We start from the raw sequence: 20,101 nt of genomic DNA on the forward strand, positions 1-20,101 counted from the left end.
CTTTTGGTGGTGGGCTTTGTAGAAGCTCGATCTGCTGAATTACAGATCAAACAGGAGGCGAGAAGGATCTTCCAGCGCGTCCTTCATGGCCACCAGGCTCAGCACGGCTTCGCGGCCGTCGATGATGCGGTGGTCATAGGACATGGCCAGGTAGTTCATGGGACGGATCACGATCTGACCGTTCTCGACCACGGCGCGATCCTTGGTGGCGTGCACGCCCAGAATGGCGGACTGGGGGGGGTTGATGATGGGGGTGGACATCATCGAGCCGAAGGTACCGCCATTGGAGATGGAGAAGGTACCGCCGGTCATTTCTTCAATGCCCAGCTTGCCTTCCTTGGCCTTCTGACCGAATTCGACAATCTTCTTTTCGATGTCGGCGAAGCTCATCTGGTCTGCATTGCGCAGGATGGGCACCACCAGGCCGCGAGGCGAGCTCACAGCAATACCGATGTCGAAGTAGCCGTGGTAGACGATGTCGTTGCCGTCGATGGAGGCATTGACTGCGGGGAACTTCTTCAGGGCGTGCACTGCAGCCTTGACGAAGAAGGACATGAAGCCCAGCTTCACGCCATGTTCCTTGGTGAACTGGTCCTGGAACTTCTTGCGCAGTTCCATCACGGGAGCCATGTTCACTTCGTTGAACGTGGTCAGGATGGCGTTGGTAGCCTGGGATTGCAGCAGACGCTCGGCAATACGGGCACGCAGACGTGTCATGGGCACGCGCTGCTCGGGACGGTCACCCAGGTTTTCCTTGGTCACGGGAGCTGCCACCTGAGGCAGAGCCGCCTTGGGAGCACCGGTGGGAATGGCTGCGCCAGCCTTGATAGCACCCAGAGCGTCACCCTTGGTCACGCGGCCGTCCTTGCCTGTGCCGGCCACGTTGGCAGCGGACAGGTTGTTGTCGGCCAGGATCTTGGCAGCAGCAGGCATGGCCACGCCGCTCTTGTCGGCGCCGGCAGGTGCGGCGGCCATGGGGGCTGCAGCAGGAGTCGCAGCAGCAGCGGGGGCGGCAGCAGGAGCAGCGGCACCGGCGACGGCTTCGGAGTCGATCTTGGCGATCACTTGCTCGGCAGCCACGGTTGCGCCGTCGCCTTGCAGGATTTCGGTGATCACGCCAGCCGAAGGAGCAGGCACTTCCAGCACGACCTTGTCGGTTTCGATTTCGATGAGGATTTCATCGACGGCCACGGCCTCGCCGACCTTTTTCTTCCAGGTCAGCATGGTGGCTTCAGTGATGGATTCGGACAGCTGGGGGACTTTAACTTCAACGATTGCCATTTTGAATTCTTTCCAAAGATGTTTCTTGTGCCCCCTGTCCTCGGACAGGGGGTGTCGCCTGTATTACTTGGTCAGGACAAAGCCCTTGAGCTTGGCGAATGCGCCTTCCACCAGTGCCTTTTGTTGCTCTTGGTGCAGATGTGCGTAGCCAACGGCGGGCGAAGCGGACGCAGCGCGACCGGAGTAGCCCAGCTTCTGGCCTTCACGCATGTTCTCGTGGATGTTGTGCTGGATGAAGAACCAGGCACCCTGGTTCTGAGGCTCATCCTGGCACCACACGATGTCAGTAGCGTTGGCGTACTTCTTCACTTCGGCGGCGAACGCCTTGTGGGGGAAGGGATACAACTGCTCGACGCGGATGATGGCGACGTCCTTGGATTCCTTCTCGGCACGCTTCTTGACCAGATCGTAGTACACCTTGCCCGAGCAGGCGATGATGCGCTTGACCTTGGCAGCGTTCTTGACGATGGTTTCGTCCTGCTCGGGGATCACGGTCTGGAAACCACCAGAGGTGAATTCGGACAGGGGCGAGGTTGCGTCCTTGTTACGCAGCAGCGACTTGGGAGTCATGATGACCAGCGGCTTGCGCAGGCCACGAACCATCTGGCGACGCAGCACGTGGAAGATCTGGCTGGCCGTTGTGGGCTGCACGATCTGCATATTGGTGTCGGCGGCCAGCTGCATGAAGCGCTCCAGACGCGCCGAGCTGTGCTCGGGGCCCTGGCCTTCATAGCCGTGAGGCAGCATCAGTGTCAGGCCGTTAACACGACCCCACTTCACTTCACCGGATGCGATGAACTGGTCGATCACCACCTGGGCGCCGTTGGCGAAGTCGCCGAACTGGGCTTCCCACACCACCAGGGTGTTGGGATCGTTCGATGCATAGCCGTATTCAAAGCCCAGCACCGCCTCTTCGGACAGGATGGAGTCGATCACGACGAACGGAGCCTGATTCTCGGCAGCGTTCTGCAAAGGAATATATGTGCCCTCGTCCCACTTTTCACGCTTCTGGTCATGAACCACGGCGTGACGGTGCGTGAAGGTGCCGCGACCCGAGTCTTCACCCGACAGACGCACGGGATAGCCCGAAGCGACCAGGGAGCCGAAGGCCATGGTTTCACCCATGCCCCAGTCCACGTTCACATCGCCGCGGCCCATGGCTGCGCGATCGTCGTACACCTTCTTGACCAGGGCGTGAGGGTTCACGCTGGCAGGCAGAGTCGTGATCTTCTCGGCCAGGCGCTTCCACTCGGTCAAGGGAATAGCTGTGTCGCCAGCGTCGGTCCAGGTCTTGCCCACGAAGGGGCTCCAGTCCACAGCGTACTTGCTCTTGAAGTTGGTCAGCACCACGTCCTGGGTGTGACGGCCTTCGTCCATGGCGGCGCGATAGGCCTTGACCATGTCGTCGCCCAGCGTGTCGCCCAGGCCTTGAGTGGCCAGCTTGTCTGCGTACAGCTTGCGAGTGCCGGGGTGGGCAGCAATCTTCTTGTACATCAGAGGCTGTGTCAGTGCAGGAGTGTCTTGCTCGTTGTGACCCAGCTTGCGGAAGCAGATGATGTCGACCACCACGTCCTTGGAGAACTCCATACGGAATTCCAGGGCCAGCTGCATGGCCAGGCACACGGCTTCGGGATCATCGCCGTTCACGTGCAGCACGGGCGACTCGATCATCTTGACGATGTCGGTGCAATACAGCGTGGAGCGCAGGTCGCGAGGGTCAGAGGTCGTGAAACCGATCTGGTTGTTGATGATGATGTGAACCGTACCGCCGGTGGTATAGCCACGGGTTTCGGACAGCGCCAGGGTTTCCTGGTTCACGCCCTGGCCGGCGAAGGCTGCGTCACCGTGCACCAGCACGGGCAGCACTTGTTTGCCCATGGGGTCGTCGCGGCGGTCCATGCGCGAGCGCACCGAGCCTTCCACCACGGGGTTGACGATTTCCAGGTGCGAGGGGTTGAAGGCGAGCGACAGGTGAACGGGACCGCCCTTGGCAGACACGTCGGAGCTGAAGCCCTGGTGATACTTCACGTCACCGGCAGGCAGATCTTCGGGAGCAGTGTGGTCGAACTCGGCGAACAGATCCTTGGGAGCCTTGCCCAAGGTGTTGACCAGCACGTTCAGACGGCCACGGTGAGCCATGCCGATCACGACTTCCTGCACGCCCTTGGCGCTGGCAGAGTTGATCAGCTCATCCATGGCGGCGATGAAGGACTCACCACCTTCCAGCGAGAAGCGCTTCTGACCCACATACTTGGTATGCAGATAGCGCTCCAGACCTTCGGCAGCGGTCAGGCGGTCCAGGATGCGCTTTTTCTCGTCCGCATTGAAGACGGGCTTGGAACGGATGGATTCCAGGCGTTGCTGCCACCAGCGCTTCTGATTTTGATTGGTGGCATACATGTACTCGGCGCCCAGGGTGCCGCAGTAGGTTTCGCGCAGAGCATTCATCAGCTCGCGCAAAGTCATGCTTTCCTTGCCGAAGAAAGTGTTGCTGGTGTTGAACACCACTTCCTGGTCGGCGTCGGTGAAGCCGTAGAAGGAAGGCTCCAGCTCGGGAATTTCGGGGCGCTCGGTGCGCTTCAGAGGATCCAGGTCGGCCCAGCGCTGACCCACGTTGCGGTAGGCTGCAATCAGCTGCTGCACGGCCGTGCGCTTGCGACCCAGTTCGGAGTCAGCGCCCGAAGCCACCACCACCTTGGTACCGCCCTGCTTTGCGCGCTCTGCGAAAGCATTGATCACGGGCAGGTGAGGAACGTCCTTGTTGTCGGTGCCGTCGACTGCAGGCACATGCTGCAGGGCATCGAAGTATTCACGCCAGGAATCGGGAACGCTGCCGGGGTTGGCCAGGTAGTTCTCGTACATCTCTTCGACATAGGGCGCATTGCCGCCGAACAGATAGGTGTTGCCTTGATAGGCTTGATAGATCGTTGACTGATCGCTCATATCTCGCTGACCTCCGCTTTCCTTCGGAAAGCATTAGCTGGTTTGTAGAACCTCCCGCGACACGGCTGTACCGATTGGCGGATGCGACTGTGGCTGGGGAAGGGCCTTGAGTTGCGGCAGCCATTGTGCCACTGTTCAAAGTCTTGGTCTTATAAAAGACAAGATGTTTACACCCCTGGGAGTCGCTTACATTGCGGGAACTCCATAAACAAGGATTCGCATGCCGCTTTTGCCGCTTCACAAACGTGCATTCATTCTTCTTTTAATAGCAGTAACCGCAGGATTCGGCTTGGTTCTAGAGGAATATGCCGTAGCCATCTTCTGGGGTGTGGTGTTTGCCATCGTCTTCGCCCCCCTGCACCGCAAGCTGCTGATGCGCATGCCCAACAAGCCCACGCTGGCCGCGCTGGCAACCTTGCTAATTAGTCTGGTAATGGTCATTTTGCCGCTGTCTCTGATAGGCCTCTCGCTCATCAAGGAGACTGCCGCCATCTACGATCGAATCAGCAGCGGCAACCTGTCCGCCGGCAGCTACGTGGAGCAAGTCTTCAATGCCCTTCCCTCCTGGCTGACGCCGTGGATGGAAAAACTGCACCTGGGCACTCTGGAGGAAATCCAGACCAAGCTCTCCAACATCGCCCTGCAGGCCAGCAAGCTCGCCGCCACCAAAGCTGTGGGGCTGGGTCAGAACACCCTGGGCTTTGTGGTGGGCTTTGGCGTCATGCTCTACCTGATCTTTTTTCTGCTGCGTGATGGCAAGGAGTTGGTCGCACGCATCTGGGCAGCCACACCGCTCGCACCCGAACACAAGCGCGAACTGGCCATCAAGTTCATTACCGTCATCCGGGCCACAGTCAAGGGCAATCTGGCCGTTGCAGCCGCCCAGGGCGCGCTGGGGGGGCTGATTTTCTGGATTCTGGGCATTCAGGGTGCAGTACTGTGGGCTGTGGTCATGGCTTTTCTGTCGCTGCTGCCAGCAGTGGGAGCAGGCCTGGTCTGGGGGCCGGTGGCCATCTACTTTCTGGCCACGGGCGCCGTCACCAAAGGCCTGATCCTTGCCGCTTATGGCGTACTGGTCATCGGCCTGGTGGACAACGTGTTGCGCCCCCTGCTGGTCGGCAAGGACACCAAAATGCCCGACTATGTGGTTCTGATCTCCACCCTGGGGGGCATGGCCTTGTTCGGTCTTTCGGGCTTTGTGCTCGGTCCCGCCATTGCCGCCCTGTTCATGGCTGCCTGGGAGTTATTTGCCACCATGCAGGAGCAGGAGGAGAAGCTGCTGAACCAGGAAATCGCGCAAAAGCGCACATCAGCCGATCCGCAACAGCCTGTAGAAGGCCCTGCCCCCACCGTCGCGCCCCCTCCTGCCGAAACACGCAAAAGCGACACAGATTAGGGATTTCCTGTTCAACCCGGCCTGCTGACCGATGGCTTTTCGAGCTGAAAGTTGATAGGTTTAGAGGTGTAGGTTGAAAACTATCGCCATCATTAAGAAAAACAAAAACGAAACATAAAACTCAAAGTCGCTCAACGTTACTCAAGAATTAAGGGTTTGTAACTGCTATCAAAAATGGGGGGGGTCGTAAAATTTGCTTTCACATAAGCGTTCATACGAAAAGGTACCCCACAATGGACCAATTCTCCAGACGCCAGTTCATGAAAGTGACTGGTTCGACTCTGGCGGGTTCAAGCTTGGCGCTGATGGGCTTCTCACCCACAGCCGCCCTTGCTGAGGTGCGACAGTACAAACTGTCAGCCACCACCGTAACCCGTCAAACCTGCACCTACTGCTCCGTAGGCTGCGGCATCCTCATGTACTCCCTGGGCGACGGCGGGAAAAACTCCCGTCTGTCCGTGATGCACGTGGAAGGCGACCCGGATCATCCGGTCAATCGCGGCACGCTGTGCCCCAAGGGTGCATCGCTGCTGGACTTTGTCCATAGCCCCAGCCGCCTCAAGTACCCCGAATACCGCGCCCCCGGCTCGTCCGAGTGGAAGCGCATGTCCTGGGACGAGGCACTGAACCGCATCGCCAAGCTGCTCAAGGAAGACCGCGACGCCAATTTCGTTGAAACCAACGAAAAAGGCCAGAAGGTCAACCGCTGGCTGACCACCGGCATGCTGGCCGCTTCGGCCTCCAGCAACGAAGCCGGCTACATCACGCACAAAGTGGCCCGCTCCTGGGGCCTTCTTGCACTCGATAACCAAGCACGTGTCTGACACGGCCCGACGGTGGCAGGTCTTGCCCCGACGTTTGGCCGTGGAGCGATGACGAACCATTGGGTCGACATCAAGAACGCGGACGTTATTTTGATCATGGGCGGCAATGCCGCCGAAGCACACCCCTGCGGCTTCAAGTGGGTGACCGAAGCGAAGGAGCACAACAAGGCTCACTTCATGGTGGTCGATCCGCGCTTCAACCGCTCGGCATCCGTGGCTGACTTCTATGCGCCGATCCGCTCCGGCTCGGACATCGTCTTCCTCGGTGGCGTGATCAATTACCTGCTGACAAACGACAGGATTCACCACGAGTATGTGAAGAACTACACGGACTTCTCATTCATCGTGCGCGAGGACTTTGCGTTCGACGAAGGTATTTTCTCCGGCTACAACCCTGAAAAGCGTACCTATGACAAGGCGTCGTGGGACTACGAACTGGGTGAAGACGGCTTCGTGAAGGTCGACCCCACTCTGGAACACCCTCGCTGCGTCTATCAGTGGCTCAAGAAGCACTACGCCGGCTATACCCCCGAGAAGGTGGAATCCATCTGCGGCACACCCAAGGAAAAATTCCTGCACGTGTGCGAGAAGCTTGCTTCGACCGCCGAAGCCGGCCGTGTTGCCACCATCCTGTACGCACTGGGCTGGACCCAGCACACCACGGGTGCGCAGATCCTGCGTACCGGCGCCATGATCCAGCTGCTGCTGGGCAATATCGGTATCGCTGGCGGCGGCATGAACGCGCTGCGCGGCCACTCCAACATCCAGGGCCTGACGGACCTGGGCATCCTGTCTGCTTCGCTTCCCGGGTACCTGACGCTGCCAAACGAAGCCGAACAGGACTACAACCAGTACATCGCCACCCGCACGCCCAAGCTGCTGCGTCCCGGCCAGATGAATTACTGGTCGAACACGCCCAAGTTCCATGTCAGCCTGATGAAGGCGTGGTGGGGTGCGGCCGCAACTGCTGAAAACAACTGGGCGTTTGACTATCTGCCCAAGTTGGACAAGCAGTACGACATGCTGCAGATCTTCGAGATGATGACGCAGGGCAAGGTCAACGGCTATATCGCTCAAGGCTTCAACCCCTTGGCGGCTCTGGCCAACAGCAACAGCGTGCGCGAAGGTCTCAAGAAGCTGAAGTTCCTGGTCATCATGGATCCGCTGGTTACGGAAACTTCGGAATTCTGGAAGAACCACGGCGAATTCAACGACGTGGACTCGGCTTCGATTCAAACCGAGGTGTTCCGCCTGCCTACCACTTGCTTCGCCGAAGAAGACGGTGCCGTGGTCAGCTCCTCGCGCGTGCTGCAGTGGCACTGGAAGGCTGCCGAGCCCCCAGGAGAGGCCAAGACCGACATTGCCATCATGTCTGGTCTGCACCTGCGCCTGAAGGCTCTCTATCAGAAGGAAGGCGGCAAGTTCTCCGAGCCCATCACCAACCTGTACTGGCCTTACGCTGAAGCCGATCACCCCTCTTCCGAGGAAGTGGCCAAGGAATACAACGGCCGTGCACTGGTGGATCTGTTCGATCCCAAGGACCCCACCAAGCTCATCCGCAAGGCCGGCGAGCAGTTGGCGGGCTTTGGCGAAATGCGCGATGACGGCACCACCCTGGGTGGCTGCTGGATCTGGGCTGGCAGCTGGACCTCTTCCGGCAACCAGATGGCTCGTCGTGACAACAGCGATCCCACAGGCATCGGCAACACGCTGAACTGGGCCTGGGCCTGGCCTGCGAATCGCCGCGTGCTTTACAACCGCGCGTCTTGCGACCGCCAGGGCAAGCCCTTCAACCCAGAGCGCGTGCTGATCAAATGGAACGGCAAGCAGTGGGGTGGAGCGGACGTGCCGGACGTGGCCGTGGGCCTGGATCCCGAGGTGATCAATCCCTTCATCATGAACCCCGAAGGGGTGGCCCGTCTGTTTGCTCGCAAGGGCATGGCAGAAGGTCCGTTCCCCACGCACTACGAGGCGTTTGACAACCCGCTGGGCTACAACCCCATGTACCCCAACAACAAGCAGGCCGTCATCAGCCCCGTGATGCGCATCCTGGCAACTGCCAAGGACACGCAGGGCGACCCCAAGGACTACCCGCATGTAGGCACGACCTACCGCCTGACCGAGCACTTCCATTACTGGACCAAGCATGTTCAGCTGAACAACATCGTTCAGCCCGAACAGTTTGTGGAAATCGGCGAGGCACTGGGCAAGGAACTGGGCATAGAGACCGGCCAGAAGGTCAAGGTTTCGTCCAAGCGCGGTTTCGTGAAGGCGGTTGCCGTGGTGACCAAGCGCATCAAGCCCATGAAGATCGATGGCAAGACCATCCATCACGTGGGTGTGCCGATTCACTGGGGCTTCTCCACGACGGGACGCAAGGGCTATCTGGCGAACAACCTGACAGCCTCCGTGGGTGACGGTAACAGCTTGACCCCTGAATCCAAGACCTTCCTCGTGAAGGTGGAAAAGATCTAAGGAGCCACGCTGATGTCCTCAACCATGTCTCTCGATATCAAACGCCGTTCGGCCACGACAACCCCCTCACCGAGCGCACGCGGTGCGCACGCGGGGGAAGTCGCCAAGCTGATCGACGTCTCCAAATGCATTGGCTGCAAGGCTTGCCAGACCGCCTGCATGGAGTGGAACGACCTTCGCGACGAAATCGGCACGGTTGCCGCAGGCGTCTACGACAACCCGACGGATCTGACGTCGGAGTCTTGGACCGTGATGCGCTTTGCCGAGTACGAAAACGAAGCCACAGGCAATCTGGAGTGGCTGATCCGCAAGGACGGCTGCATGCACTGCGAAGACCCGGGCTGCCTGAAGGCTTGCCCCTCGCCTGGCGCCATCGTCCAATATGCCAACGGCATCGTGGACTTCCAGCAAGACCAGTGCGTGGGCTGCGGCTACTGCGTCACGGGCTGCCCGTTCAACATTCCGCGCATCTCCAAGAAGGACAACAAGGCGTACAAGTGCACCTTGTGTTCGGATCGCGTGGCTGTTGGTCAGGAGCCCGCCTGCGTCAAGACCTGCCCCACGGGCGCCATCCAGTTTGGCACCAAGGAAGCCATGCAGGAGCAAGCGTCCCGCCGTGTCGTGGACCTCAAGGAACGCGGCTACGAAAAGGCAGGCCTCTACGACCCGCAAGGCGTGGGCGGCACGCACGTGATGTACGTTCTGCATCACGCGGACAAACCTTCGCTGTACAAGGGCCTGCCGGACGATCCGTCCATCAGCCCCATGGTGTCGCTGTGGAAGGGTGTAGCCAAGCCTCTGGCCATGGCCGCACTGGGCGCAGCCGCAATCGGCAGCCTGTTCCACTACATCACCAAGGGACCCAACGACGTGTCCAAGGACCTTGAGGATGAAATGGAACGCAAGGACGCCGAAGCGCTGAACAAGGAGAACGGCAAATGAAACGCAATCCTCGCGACCTCGTGCGCTACAACGCATCGGAGCGCGCCAACCACTGGGTGGTAGGCATTTGCTTCATCTTGCTGGCCCTGTCCGGTCTGGCGTTCTTTCACCCGGCTTTCTTCTGGTTGACCAATCTGTTCGGTGGCGGTCCCTGGACCCGCATCCTGCACCCCTACATCGGGGTTGTCATGGGCGCATTCTTCGTCATCATGGCCTGCCGTTTCGCCAAGCTCAACATCGTTGAGCCGCGCGACATCGAATGGCTCAAGAACGTCAACAAGATGATCGATGGCGACGACCACGACATGCCCGAACAGGGCAAGTACAACGGCGGTCAGAAGCTGTTGTTCTGGGGCCTGGTCATCGGCATGCTGCTGATCGTGATCACCGGCTTTCTGATGTGGCGCGCTTGGTGGACATTGCCGGTCAACGTGGTGCGAGCGGCTTCGGTGGTTCACGCCATCGCTGCCGTGTGGATGATCGGTCTGATCATCATGCACGTGTATGCAGCCATCTGGACTCGCGGCACCATTCGCGCCATGCTTTATGGCACAGTAACGCGAGCCTGGGCCAAGCAACACCACCGCGGCTGGTACCGCAAGATGACGGGTGACAACGACTAAGGTTTTTAGTCCTCTCCCCTAACAACCCAGCCGCCAAGCGTTTATCGGCGCTCGGCGGCTGATTCATTTGGAAACCCTGTCAATGCAACGCATTCTTCAACCCGGTGAAATCGAAGCACTGGATCACACCAGCTTTCCCCGCATCTTGCTGCCCCAGGTAAGCAGCCTGTTCGCCGAACGCGCTGCACGCCTGCGCCAGCTGGCCAACGGCAATCCCATTGCAGACTATCTGCTGTTTGTGGCCCAGATCATGGATGCGCAGCACAAGGCTGCCGCCACTATCGAGATATCTGCACCCGATGCCGAACTCATGGTGCGTGCTCAGGAGCACTCCATGCCCCTGCTGCCCGCAGTGGACACCATCGATCCCGCCTGGCAAGCCGTACTGGACAATATGCTCGACACGCTGCAGGGCAGCGAAGGCCTGCCTGCACCGCTGCAGCCCCTGCTCAAGGAGCTGCGTGCACTGACTCCCGAGACCCGTGCAGACATTGCCAAAAAGCTGCTGCAAAAGGAAGTCGCCGCCCGCCACGTGGGCATGGCGCCCTTCATCATGGCTGCGCTGCAAGTGACCTTTGCCAAGCGTTCGGCCAGTCTCAGTGCCCGCGACGTTCCCTACACCGACCCCGCCAGCATCTGCCCCATCTGCGCCAGCGAGCCTGTGGCCAGCGTCATCCGCATTGGCGGCAAAGTGGCCGGTCACCGTTACGCTCATTGCGGCACCTGTGCCTGCGAATGGCATATGGTTCGCGTCAAGTGCACACACTGCGAATCGACCAAGGGCATCCACTACCAGGGCATTGACGGTTCGGGCGAAGAAGTTCTGGCCGAGACCTGCGACGAATGCGGCAGCTATCGCAAGATCGTGAATCAGGAAAAGAACCCCATGGTCGAACCTCTCGTCGACGATCTGGCCAGCCTGATGCTGGATCTGCTGATGAGCGAGACCCAGTTCCAGCGCGCCAGCGCCAATCCTTTGCTGTTTGTGGCCGTGGCCGAAGAGCAGCAAGGCGAAGCCGATCACGAACTAGTGGACCCTGCTGCGTAAACCTGCCGGCTCCAACCGCCACCATAATGAAGGCGGCAGGAACTCCTGCCGCCTTTTTCATTTTTTTGACGACCCGACACACCTTGGCCATGAGCAACACCGCAGCGACCGCCCCTGAAATTTCGCACCCATCCCAGCTTCCCGCCGTGGACAAGGTCTTGCTCGCGAACGAGATGCAGGTGCTGCGCGAGTCCTATGGCCTCGATGCCTGCACCAAGGCAGTCCGCGATGTGCTGACGGGGTTGCGCCAGCAGCTACTGGGTTTTGCCGATCAGCCCGGCCAGAGCGTGCAGGCCGACATCGGCAGCATCGTACAGGCCGCACAACGCCAGCTTCAGACCCGGTTTGCGCCACGCCTGCAAGCCGTCTTCAATCTCACCGGCACGGTGCTGCACACCAACCTGGGCCGCGCATTGCTGCCGCAGGCCGCGATCGATGCCGTGGTACAGGCCATGAACTCCCCGGCCAACCTGGAATATGACCTTGAAGACGGCGGCCGCGGCGATCGCGACGACCTGGTCGAGTCGCTGATCTGCGAGCTGACCGGTGCCGAGGCCGCCACCGTTGTCAACAACAACGCCGCAGCCGTACTGCTGGTGCTGTCCACCATGGCCACGGGCAAGGAAGTTCTGGTCTCGCGCGGCGAGCTGGTGGAAATCGGCGGCGCCTTCCGCATTCCCGATGTCATGACCCGCGCCGGCGCCCGGCTCGTCGAGGTCGGCACCACCAACCGCACGCATGAGAAAGACTATGCAGAGGCCATAGGCGAGAACACGGCCGCGCTCATGAAGGTTCACTGCAGCAACTACGCCATCACCGGCTTTACCAAGGCGGTGAGCGATGCCGATGTCGCCCGCATTGCGCACGACAGCAATCTGCCGATGATTGTCGACCTGGGCAGCGGCACGCTGATCGACATGCGCGACTGGGGCCTACCCTATGAAGTCACGGTGCGCGAGACAGTCGAGTCCGGTGCCGACATCGTCACCTTCAGCGGCGACAAGCTTCTGGGCGGCCCGCAGGCCGGCATCATCGTCGGCAAAAAGGAGCTGATCACCCAGATCAAGAAGAACCCACTCAAGCGCGCACTGCGCGTGGGCAAGATCACGCTGGCGGCGCTGGAGCCCACGCTGCGCCTGTATCTGAACCCCGAAAAGCTCGCCCATGAGTTGACCACGCTGCGCCTGTTCACACGCAAGGCCGCCGACATGCAGGCCCAGGCCGAGCAGCTGCAGCCTCTGCTGCAGCAGGCACTGGGCCAGGACTATGTGGTGGAGATGGCGGCCATGAACAGCCAGATCGGCAGCGGCGCCCTGCCCGTGGAAAATCTGCCCAGCTTCGGCCTCAGGATTTATCCGGCCAGCGGCAAGCATGCCGGTCGCCAGCTGACCCGGCTCGAAGCGCGCTTTCGCGCCCTGCCCCGGCCCGTGATCGGGCGGCTGCATGACGATGCGCTGTGGCTGGATCTGCGCTGCCTCGAACACCCGGCGCAGGCCCTGTTTGCCGCGCAACTGCCGCAGCTGGCCTGAGGCAGTCCCATGGCCCCGGCCCCCGGGATTCATACAAAAACACCTTGCATCGCTTGATACACAAGCGCCAGCAGCCAACAAAACTACAAGCACACCATGATCATCGGAACCGCAGGCCATATCGACCACGGCAAAACCACGCTGGTGCGTGCGCTCACGGGCGTGGAAACCGACCGTCTCAAGGAAGAGAAAGCCCGCGGCATCTCCATAGAACTCGGTTATGCCTACAGCCCATTGCCCAACGGCGATGTGCTGGGCATCATCGACGTGCCGGGCCACGAGAAATTCGTCCACACCATGGCCGCCGGAGCCGTGGGCATTGACCACGCCCTGCTGGTCGTGGCTGCCGACGACGGCGTCATGCCCCAGACCCTGGAGCATCTGGAAATTCTGCAGCTGCTGGGTGTCAGGCGTGGCAGCGTGGCGCTGACCAAGGTCGATCGCGTGCTGCCGCAGCGCATTGCCGACGTGCATCGCGAAATCAACGCCATTCTCGGCGTCACTGCACTGGCGGACAGTCCCATCTTCGAGACCAATGCAGCAGAACCCGGCAATGCCGGCGTACAAGCCCTGCGCGAACATCTGCAGGTGCAGGCCCAGATGATGCAGGCGCGCCCCCGAGACGGATTGTTCCGGCTCGCCGTGGACCGCGTCTTCACGCTGCCGGGCCAGGGCACGGTGGTCACGGGCACGGTCTTCAATGGCCAGGTGCGGGTGGGCGACACGCTGGCGCACTCGGCCAGTGGTCAGGCCGTGCGTGTGCGCAGCATTCATGCACAGAACCAGAGCAGCGACAGCGGCGTCGCCGGCCAGCGCTGCGCACTCAATCTGGCGGGCATAGGCAAGGACGAGATCGAGCGCGGCGACTGGATCATGGACCAACGCCTGCTGCAGGCCACGGACCGCCTCGACATTCATCTGCACCTGCTCAGCGAAGCGCCCTTGCTGGCCCAGTGGACGCCAGTCCATGTGCACCTGGGCACCAAGCGCACCACGGGCCATGTGGCACTGCTGCAGGACCAGGCCATAGAGCCCGGCACCGAGGCCCGCGTGCAGTTGGTGCTCGATGCGCCGGTCTTCGCCCTGCCCGGCGACCGCCTGATTCTGCGCAACGCCCAGGCCAGCCGCACCATCGCCGGCGGCATGGTGCTCGACCCCTATGCCCCGAGCCGCAAGCGCCGCAGCGCAGAGCGCATGGCCTACCTCGACGCCATGGAGCAGCTAATCGCCCGCAACGACTTCAGACCGCTGATCGCACAGGCCCCGCACGGCATTGCGCGTTCGCAGCTGGTGCGTCTGAGCGGCCATGCCTTCCCCGAGGCCAGCCTTGCCGACACCATCCAGTTGCCCATCGCCGGCGGCGATGCCCTGGTGCTTGGCCTGCAGCGCTGGCAGCAGTTGCAGACCCAGGTCATCGACAGCCTGGCGCGCTTTCATGAAAAATCGCCCGACGAGCCCGGCGTCAACGCGGCCAGACTGAGGCGCATGGCCTTGCCCGGCCTGCAGCAAGGCAGCTACGACGCGCTCTATCAGGGCCTGGTCGATGCCCTGCTCAACAGCCAGTTGCTGGCCAGCACCGGCGCCTGGCTGCATTTGCAGCAGCACAGCGTGCAGCTGAGCAGCGCCGAGCAGACGCTGGCCGAAAAACTGCTGCCCGCCATTGCTGCAGGCCGCTATGACCCGCCCTGGGTGCGCGATCTGGCGCGCGACCATGCTGCAGGCGAAGAGCTGGTGCGCCAGTTGCTCAAAAAGCTTTCGCGCCAGGGCCAGCTGTTCCAGGTCGTCAAGGACTTGTTCTACGCACCGTCGCGCATGGATGAACTCGCCGCCCTGGTTGCCGACATCGCCAGCCAGCACGCCAGGGGTGAAGTGGAAGCCAGCGCATTCCGCGACGCCACGGGTCTGGGCCGCAAGCGCGCCATCCAGATTCTCGAATTCTTCGACCGAACCGGCTACACGCGCCGCGTGCGCGACGCCCATCTGCTGCGCCCTGATGTTCATTGGAATAGCACGCCACGCTGAGCCTGCAAGGAAAATCAGCGGAAATCAGTCCAGATTCCTTATCCCGCTTACGCAACAAGCTATCAAATCAGAGTAGAGCCGGATATGCGGCCTTGACGTGCTGTTTGTCATCAGCTGCCGGATTGCTGGCTACAATCACCGACTTATCTTCTACAAGAGTGGCAGCTGCCACTCTTGACTCAAAGGAAGGCAATCGTGCCCGGTGGCGCGGCCGGGCTTCAAACCCGGTGGGGGGCGTCAGCCGCTCCCGGGTTGGTTCGACTCCAGCTGCTTTCCGCCACCTCTTTTTTCGCTTGGGTGATACACCCAAGTGGTACATCAAACGTCACATCGTTCATCAACCTTTTTGTTGAAACGATGACATGGCAACAGTCGAAGGACTGAACCTCAGAGGCACCCGGTTCTATCTCCGTGTCCTCATCCCTGAAGACCTCCAGGCTGCTTACGGCGGCAAAACGCGGGTTAACCTCTCCCTACGCACCGGCGACCGCGCTACGGCCGTTCTAAACGGCCTACGCGCCAAGGCGCAGTGGCTGGAAGAGTTCGCCGCCATGCGTAGTTGCCAACCCCTTCCCCATACCGGCAGCACCGCAGCGGAGGCTTTCCTGGCACAGAGCAACGGGATACACCTTGCCAACACCAAGGCCAGCAGCAGCCCCCTAGAGGCACACAGCGCGACACGCGGGGCCACCGTAGCCACGAGCCATGCGACTGGTCGCGACCAGCACTTGGTCTGCCGCAATCAGCGCTGGTGCATGGTTCAGCCGAGGCATGCACCATTCCCACCCGGGCTTTAACGCTCATAGGGCTAAGCAGAAGCGATTGAAGTCGCCGGTCAAAGTATCTCCCGCATTTCGAACGAAAAACTCGTTGCCTTTGTTGTTCTCCGTTCCTAGCTTGTGTGGAACTTGAAGTGATTCTCCGTCCATCCTTCTAGGTGCTACTACCGTGAGTTTTTTTGAAATTTAATTTCATAATTTTGATTGGCAGCTCAAATGCAACTGTGTCTAGCCTTGCTGCAGCTCACAGCGCCGACTCCCATTTCAGAAAGACTCCATGAATCGTCCCAAAGTCACCCAGCTACGTAGCAACTTCCCTCGCGGCTCCTATCTTTGGTCGGTGCGCAACGCGCACTGGCGTGCTCTAGGGATACCCGAGGAGGATTGCGAGAAGCCGAAGATCGCCATAGTCAACAGCAGCTCGGAGCTCGCTGCCTGCTTCAGCCATCTGGACCAAGTCGCGGCGGTCATCAAGCAGGCCATACGCGACGCGGGCGCCGTGCCCTTCGAGATACGCACGGCAGCACCCAGCGACTTCATCACCGGCGCGGGCGCTCGGGGCGCCTACATGCTGGCCGCACGAGACCTGGTTACCAATGACATTGAGGTGGCCATTGAAGGTGCACAACTCGACGGTATGGTGTGCCTGACCTCCTGTGACAAGACGGTGCCTGGCCAGCTCATGGCGGCCGCGCGGCTCAATATTCCGACGCTTATGGTTCCCTGCGGCTACCAGGCCAGCGGCGAGTACCAAGGCAGGCATACCGACATTGAGGATGTATTCATCGGCGCGATGCATGCAGTCACAGGAAACATGCCAGTACAGGAGTTGGTATGCATGAGTCGCGAGGCCATACGCTCGCCGGGCGTCTGCTCCGGCCTGGGTACCGCCAACTCCATGCACATCGTCTGCGAGGCGCTAGGCATGGCCCTGCCCGGCAGCGCTCCAGTGGCAGCGCTGAGCGCCAAGATGATGGACGATGTCCGCGCCGCAGGTACGCGCATCGTGCAAATGGTCTGGGATGATCTGCGCCCGCGCGAGATCCTCACCGAGCAGGCTTTCGAGAATGCCGCCAAGGCCGTGCTGGCCGTGGGGGGCTCGGTCAATTGCATCAAGCATCTGCAGGCAGTGGCTCGCGAAGCGCAGAGCCATGTCGACATCTATGCCATGTTCGAGCGTTTCCAGCATCAGGTACCAGTGCTGGCAGCTCTTCGTCCCGTGGGCGAGCGCCTGATTGAGGAATTCGAGGCCGCGGGTGCGGCACGTGGCCTGTTGGCGCAGTTGCGGCCTCTGCTGCGACTCGATGCTCTGACCGTAACCGGCCACACGCTTGAGCACAATTTGCAAGAGGTGGTAGTCGCCGACGAGGAAGTCATACGCCCTCTGGCCCGCCCTGTCGCCACCCTACCCGCCATCACCATGCTGCGCGGCAATCTCTGCCCGGACACAGGCATTGTCAAAACCGGAATTCACGAACGCAAGTCGCGCCGCTTCACGGGCCCGGCCATCTGCTTCGAAACGTCGGACGCCGCTGTGGCGGCCCTGAAGAACGGCAGCATACGCGCCGGCCATGTGGTGGTGATGCGTGGCGCAGGCGTCAAGGGCGGGCCGGGTATGGGCGGCGGTGCTTCGCGCGTGGTCTTCGGCATCGATGGAGCGGGACTGGGCGAGCATGTCGCACTGCTGACCGACGGCCATCTGTCCGGCCTGGTGTGCAAGGGGCTGGTCGTGGCCGAGGTTTCCCCCGAAGCTGCAACCGGAGGTCCCCTCGCTCTAGTGGAGGACGGCGACACCATCACCGTGGACCTGGACAGCCTGCGCTGCGACCTGCATGTGGACGACGCCGAGATGGCCGCCCGCCGTGCACGCTGGCAGCCGGCTGCGCCCTTGTTCGACAGCGGCTGGCTCAGACTCTACCGCAGCAATGTGGCGCCGGTCACTCAGGGCGCAGTGCTCGCCGCCCAGGACAAATAGTTAGTCAGTGCCGGGGCCGCGAACTCCGACTCCGACCCTGCCTCACAGGGCCGCAGGCGCGACCTTGGAAAGCGCCGCCTGCCACCTGTCACTCTCTCGAATCCGCTCACAAAAAAAGGAAGGCTATGGAGACAAGACCAGAACTGAATCCCGTCCGCGAATCGGGCGCATATCTGCCGCGCAGAACACTGCTGCAATGGCTGGGTGGCACGGCAGCCGCGGTCTGCGGTTCGGCGTGGAGCCAGCCCTCCGCAGCGTTTCCATCACGGCCGCTGCGCATGATCGTTGGCTTTGCGCCCGGTGGCGCGGCAGACGCCTTGGCGCGCATCATCGCCCAGGGACTGTCCTCCGAGTTACGCCAACAGGTGATCGTAGACAACAAGCCCGGTGCCGAAGGCATACTCGCCGCGCAGGCACTCCTGGCCGCTCCAGCCGATGGACACACGTTGATGCTGGGCACCAATACCGCCATGGTGTCCGTACCCTTGCTCAGGCCTTCTGCGCCATATGATCCATTCAAGCAATTCACGCCGATCAGCACGGCCGGGCAGTTCTCCATGTTCCTGTTGGTCCCTTCCAGCTTTGCGGCCCGCAATATCAAGGAATTCCTCGATGAGATAAGCCGCAAGCCGGGCCAGTACAACTCTGCCTCAAGCAACAGCGCATCGGAGTTGGCCATGCTCCAGCTGCTGGGCAAAGAGCGCCAAGTGACCAATGTGCGCTACAAGGGCGATGTTCCCGCCATGACCGATCTGGTGGGAGGACAGATACAGATGCTGTTCACCACCGGCACCACGGCTCCAGGCTTTGTCAAGGATGGACGCGCCCGCGCGCTGCTGACCCTGCAGAACGAGCGCAGCGTGCTGCTGCCTGAGGTTCCCACTGCGCGCGAGGCCGGGCTCGGAGCGCTGACCATTCTTCCCTGGGCGGGCTTCTTCGGACCGGCCCGCATGCCGACTGCCGTCACCGACAGCCTGTCACAGGCTTTGCAGAAAGTGCTGCAGCAGCCCGCCATCAAGCAACAGCTTGCCCAGCAAGGCTTTGATGGTTACGGCATGGCGCCCGAACGCTTCATGACCTTCTTTCGCAGCCAGTACGACACCTTCGACAAAATGGTGCGCGAATTCAATGTGAAGTTCGAATGAGGTACTGGGCAGGCCCGCGGACGGCCATATTGCCGTCTCGCGGACCGCCCTTCACGCGCTCAGTCCAGCTTGACACCGGCCTGCTTGATCACCTGTGACCAGCGGAGCATTTCCTTTCGGATCAGGTCATTGAACTCCCTGGACGTTGAGCCCACCGGAGTCAGACCGGCCTCGGCCATGCGCCGCTTCATCTCGGGTGTGGCAAGAATGCAGGCAATCTCGGAACTGATCCTGTCCACCACGGGTGCCGGCGTGGCGGCAGGAGCAACCAGGCCAAACAGGCTTTCCACCGAAAAGTCGGCCAGGGTTTCGTTGGCTGCGGCCAGATCGGGGGCGATCGGTGAGCGCCGAGGACCGATAACTGCGATGGCCTTCATGCGTCCCGACCGGATGTGGGGCAGTGACGAGAACAAGGGGTCGAAGATCAGGTCCACGCGTCCTCCGAACACGTCCTGGTAGGCCCCGCCATTCCCCTTGTAGGGCGTGTGCAGCATGTCGATCCCTGCCGTTAGCTTGAGCAACTCGGCCGCCAGGTGCATGGAGCTGCCAGCGCCCGGCGAAGCGTAGCTGAGTTTGCCCGGTTGCTGGCGCGCATAGTCGATCAGCTGCTTGAGATTTGCGACCGGCAGGTCGGCTCTGGCCGAAATCGCAATTGGAGAAGTCGCCAGCAGGCTCACGCCAGTGAGGTCCCGCGTGGTATCGAACGGCATCTGTGGACGCAGTCCGGGATTGATAACATGCGAAGTGACCACCATTCCCAGCGTATGTCCATCGGGCGCCGACTTGGCTACGAAGTCCGTGCCCATCACTGTTCCGGCTCCGGGCTTGTAAACCACCAGAATGGGCTGCCCCAACGCTTGTTGCAAGGGCTTCTCCAGCAAGCGCGCCAGCAGATCCACGGCACCACCCGGTGCATTCGGTACGATGAGTGTGATAGGTTTGCTGGGAAACGCGGTAGCGGCTTGTACTGCGGAAGGCGCGGCAAACGCAGCAAGCGCGCTGCCCATGGCCGCTAGCAAGTGACGACGTGGCATTGTCATGATGTTGACCCTGTATGAATCCGTTAGCGGAAGGCGCCCCCCCGCTTTCGCTTGGGCGTCGCATTCATGCGACGCCCTT

The 20,101-nt window shown here is 61.1% G+C and carries 12 protein-coding genes and 1 tRNA gene; 10 read left to right on the top strand and 3 right to left on the bottom strand.

Annotation, left to right across the window (positions count from 1 at the left end):
• Positions 1-39: 39 nt before the first annotated feature.
• Together odhB and AAIL67_RS00495 are read right to left on the bottom strand one after the other, a co-directional pair.
• The gene (odhB, locus tag AAIL67_RS00490) at positions 40-1,281 is read right to left on the bottom strand and encodes a 2-oxoglutarate dehydrogenase complex dihydrolipoyllysine-residue succinyltransferase (protein WP_063661089.1); all 1,242 of its coding nucleotides are present in this window, start codon (positions 1,279-1,281) and stop codon (positions 40-42) included.
• 63 nt (positions 1,282-1,344) lie between these two features.
• Positions 1,345-4,224 (bottom strand): 2-oxoglutarate dehydrogenase E1 component, encoded by a 2,880-nt coding sequence (locus AAIL67_RS00495; RefSeq protein WP_003055529.1) that lies wholly within the window; start codon positions 4,222-4,224, stop codon positions 1,345-1,347.
• A 220-nt stretch (positions 4,225-4,444) separates the two neighbouring features.
• On the opposite strand from AAIL67_RS00495, the gene AAIL67_RS00500 reads away from it, so the two are divergent.
• The 10 genes from AAIL67_RS00500 to AAIL67_RS00545 all read left to right on the top strand — a co-directional run bounded on the left by AAIL67_RS00500 (position 4,445) and on the right by AAIL67_RS00545 (position 18,982).
• Positions 4,445-5,620 carry an AI-2E family transporter gene (locus AAIL67_RS00500; RefSeq protein WP_034352340.1) on the top strand — a complete coding sequence of 392 codons (1,176 nt, stop codon included), beginning with the start codon at positions 4,445-4,447 and terminating at the stop codon, positions 5,618-5,620.
• Between the two features lie 233 nt (positions 5,621-5,853).
• Positions 5,854-8,919: a formate dehydrogenase-N subunit alpha gene (fdnG, locus tag AAIL67_RS00505; protein WP_139032061.1), complete on the top strand. Its 3,066-nt coding sequence runs from the start codon at positions 5,854-5,856 to the stop codon at positions 8,917-8,919.
• A 12-nt stretch (positions 8,920-8,931) separates the two neighbouring features.
• Positions 8,932-9,861 carry a formate dehydrogenase subunit beta gene (fdxH, locus tag AAIL67_RS00510; protein WP_034352334.1) on the top strand — a complete coding sequence of 310 codons (930 nt, stop codon included), beginning with the start codon at positions 8,932-8,934 and terminating at the stop codon, positions 9,859-9,861.
• Positions 9,858-10,484, top strand: coding sequence for a formate dehydrogenase subunit gamma (locus AAIL67_RS00515; RefSeq protein ID WP_003066500.1), 627 nt, complete (start codon positions 9,858-9,860; stop codon positions 10,482-10,484). The genes fdxH and AAIL67_RS00515 overlap by 4 nt, the downstream gene beginning before the upstream one ends.
• 82 nt (positions 10,485-10,566) lie before the next feature.
• Positions 10,567-11,532, top strand: coding sequence for a formate dehydrogenase accessory protein FdhE (gene fdhE / locus AAIL67_RS00520; RefSeq protein WP_063661087.1), 966 nt, complete (start codon positions 10,567-10,569; stop codon positions 11,530-11,532).
• A gap of 89 nt (positions 11,533-11,621) precedes the next feature.
• Positions 11,622-13,061, top strand: coding sequence for an L-seryl-tRNA(Sec) selenium transferase (gene selA / locus AAIL67_RS00525; protein ID WP_224650867.1), 1,440 nt, complete (start codon positions 11,622-11,624; stop codon positions 13,059-13,061).
• 96 nt (positions 13,062-13,157) lie between these two features.
• Positions 13,158-15,083 (top strand): selenocysteine-specific translation elongation factor, encoded by a 1,926-nt coding sequence (gene selB, locus AAIL67_RS00530; protein ID WP_224650865.1) that lies wholly within the window; start codon positions 13,158-13,160, stop codon positions 15,081-15,083.
• A 184-nt stretch (positions 15,084-15,267) separates the two neighbouring features.
• A tRNA-Sec gene (locus tag AAIL67_RS00535) sits at positions 15,268-15,363 on the top strand.
• Between the two features lie 776 nt (positions 15,364-16,139).
• Positions 16,140-17,837, top strand: a complete 1,698-nt coding sequence (gene ilvD, locus AAIL67_RS00540) for a dihydroxy-acid dehydratase (protein ID WP_034370720.1) — start codon at positions 16,140-16,142, stop codon at positions 17,835-17,837.
• A gap of 125 nt (positions 17,838-17,962) precedes the next feature.
• On the top strand, positions 17,963-18,982 hold the full coding sequence (locus tag AAIL67_RS00545) for a tripartite tricarboxylate transporter substrate binding protein (protein WP_224650861.1): 1,020 nt from the start codon (positions 17,963-17,965) through the stop codon (positions 18,980-18,982).
• Between the two features lie 59 nt (positions 18,983-19,041).
• On the opposite strand, the gene AAIL67_RS00550 is transcribed toward AAIL67_RS00545, so the two are convergent.
• Positions 19,042-20,022 (bottom strand): tripartite tricarboxylate transporter substrate binding protein, encoded by a 981-nt coding sequence (locus AAIL67_RS00550; protein ID WP_343483125.1) that lies wholly within the window; start codon positions 20,020-20,022, stop codon positions 19,042-19,044.
• Positions 20,023-20,101: the final 79 nt, after the last annotated feature.

It is taken from the genome of Comamonas sp. A7-5 (assembly GCF_039581385.1).
GTDB lineage: Bacteria > Pseudomonadota > Gammaproteobacteria > Burkholderiales > Burkholderiaceae_C > Comamonas > Comamonas thiooxydans.

Bases quoted from the DNA above. Each gene is read 5' to 3' on its own strand.
- odhB (WP_063661089.1), bottom strand. From the start codon at position 1,281: ATGGCAATCGTTGAAGTTAAAGTCCCCCAGCTGTCCGAATCCATCACT.
- AAIL67_RS00495 (WP_003055529.1), bottom strand. From the start codon at position 4,224: ATGAGCGATCAGTCAACGATCTATCAAGCCTATCAAGGCAACACCTAT.
- AAIL67_RS00500 (WP_034352340.1), top strand. From the start codon at position 4,445: ATGCCGCTTTTGCCGCTTCACAAACGTGCATTCATTCTTCTTTTAATA.
- fdxH (WP_034352334.1), top strand. From the start codon at position 8,932: ATGTCCTCAACCATGTCTCTCGATATCAAACGCCGTTCGGCCACGACA.
- AAIL67_RS00515 (WP_003066500.1), top strand. From the start codon at position 9,858: ATGAAACGCAATCCTCGCGACCTCGTGCGCTACAACGCATCGGAGCGC.
- fdhE (WP_063661087.1), top strand. From the start codon at position 10,567: ATGCAACGCATTCTTCAACCCGGTGAAATCGAAGCACTGGATCACACC.
- selA (WP_224650867.1), top strand. From the start codon at position 11,622: ATGAGCAACACCGCAGCGACCGCCCCTGAAATTTCGCACCCATCCCAG.
- selB (WP_224650865.1), top strand. From the start codon at position 13,158: ATGATCATCGGAACCGCAGGCCATATCGACCACGGCAAAACCACGCTG.
- ilvD (WP_034370720.1), top strand. From the start codon at position 16,140: ATGAATCGTCCCAAAGTCACCCAGCTACGTAGCAACTTCCCTCGCGGC.
- AAIL67_RS00545 (WP_224650861.1), top strand. From the start codon at position 17,963: ATGGAGACAAGACCAGAACTGAATCCCGTCCGCGAATCGGGCGCATAT.
- AAIL67_RS00550 (WP_343483125.1), bottom strand. From the start codon at position 20,022: ATGACAATGCCACGTCGTCACTTGCTAGCGGCCATGGGCAGCGCGCTT.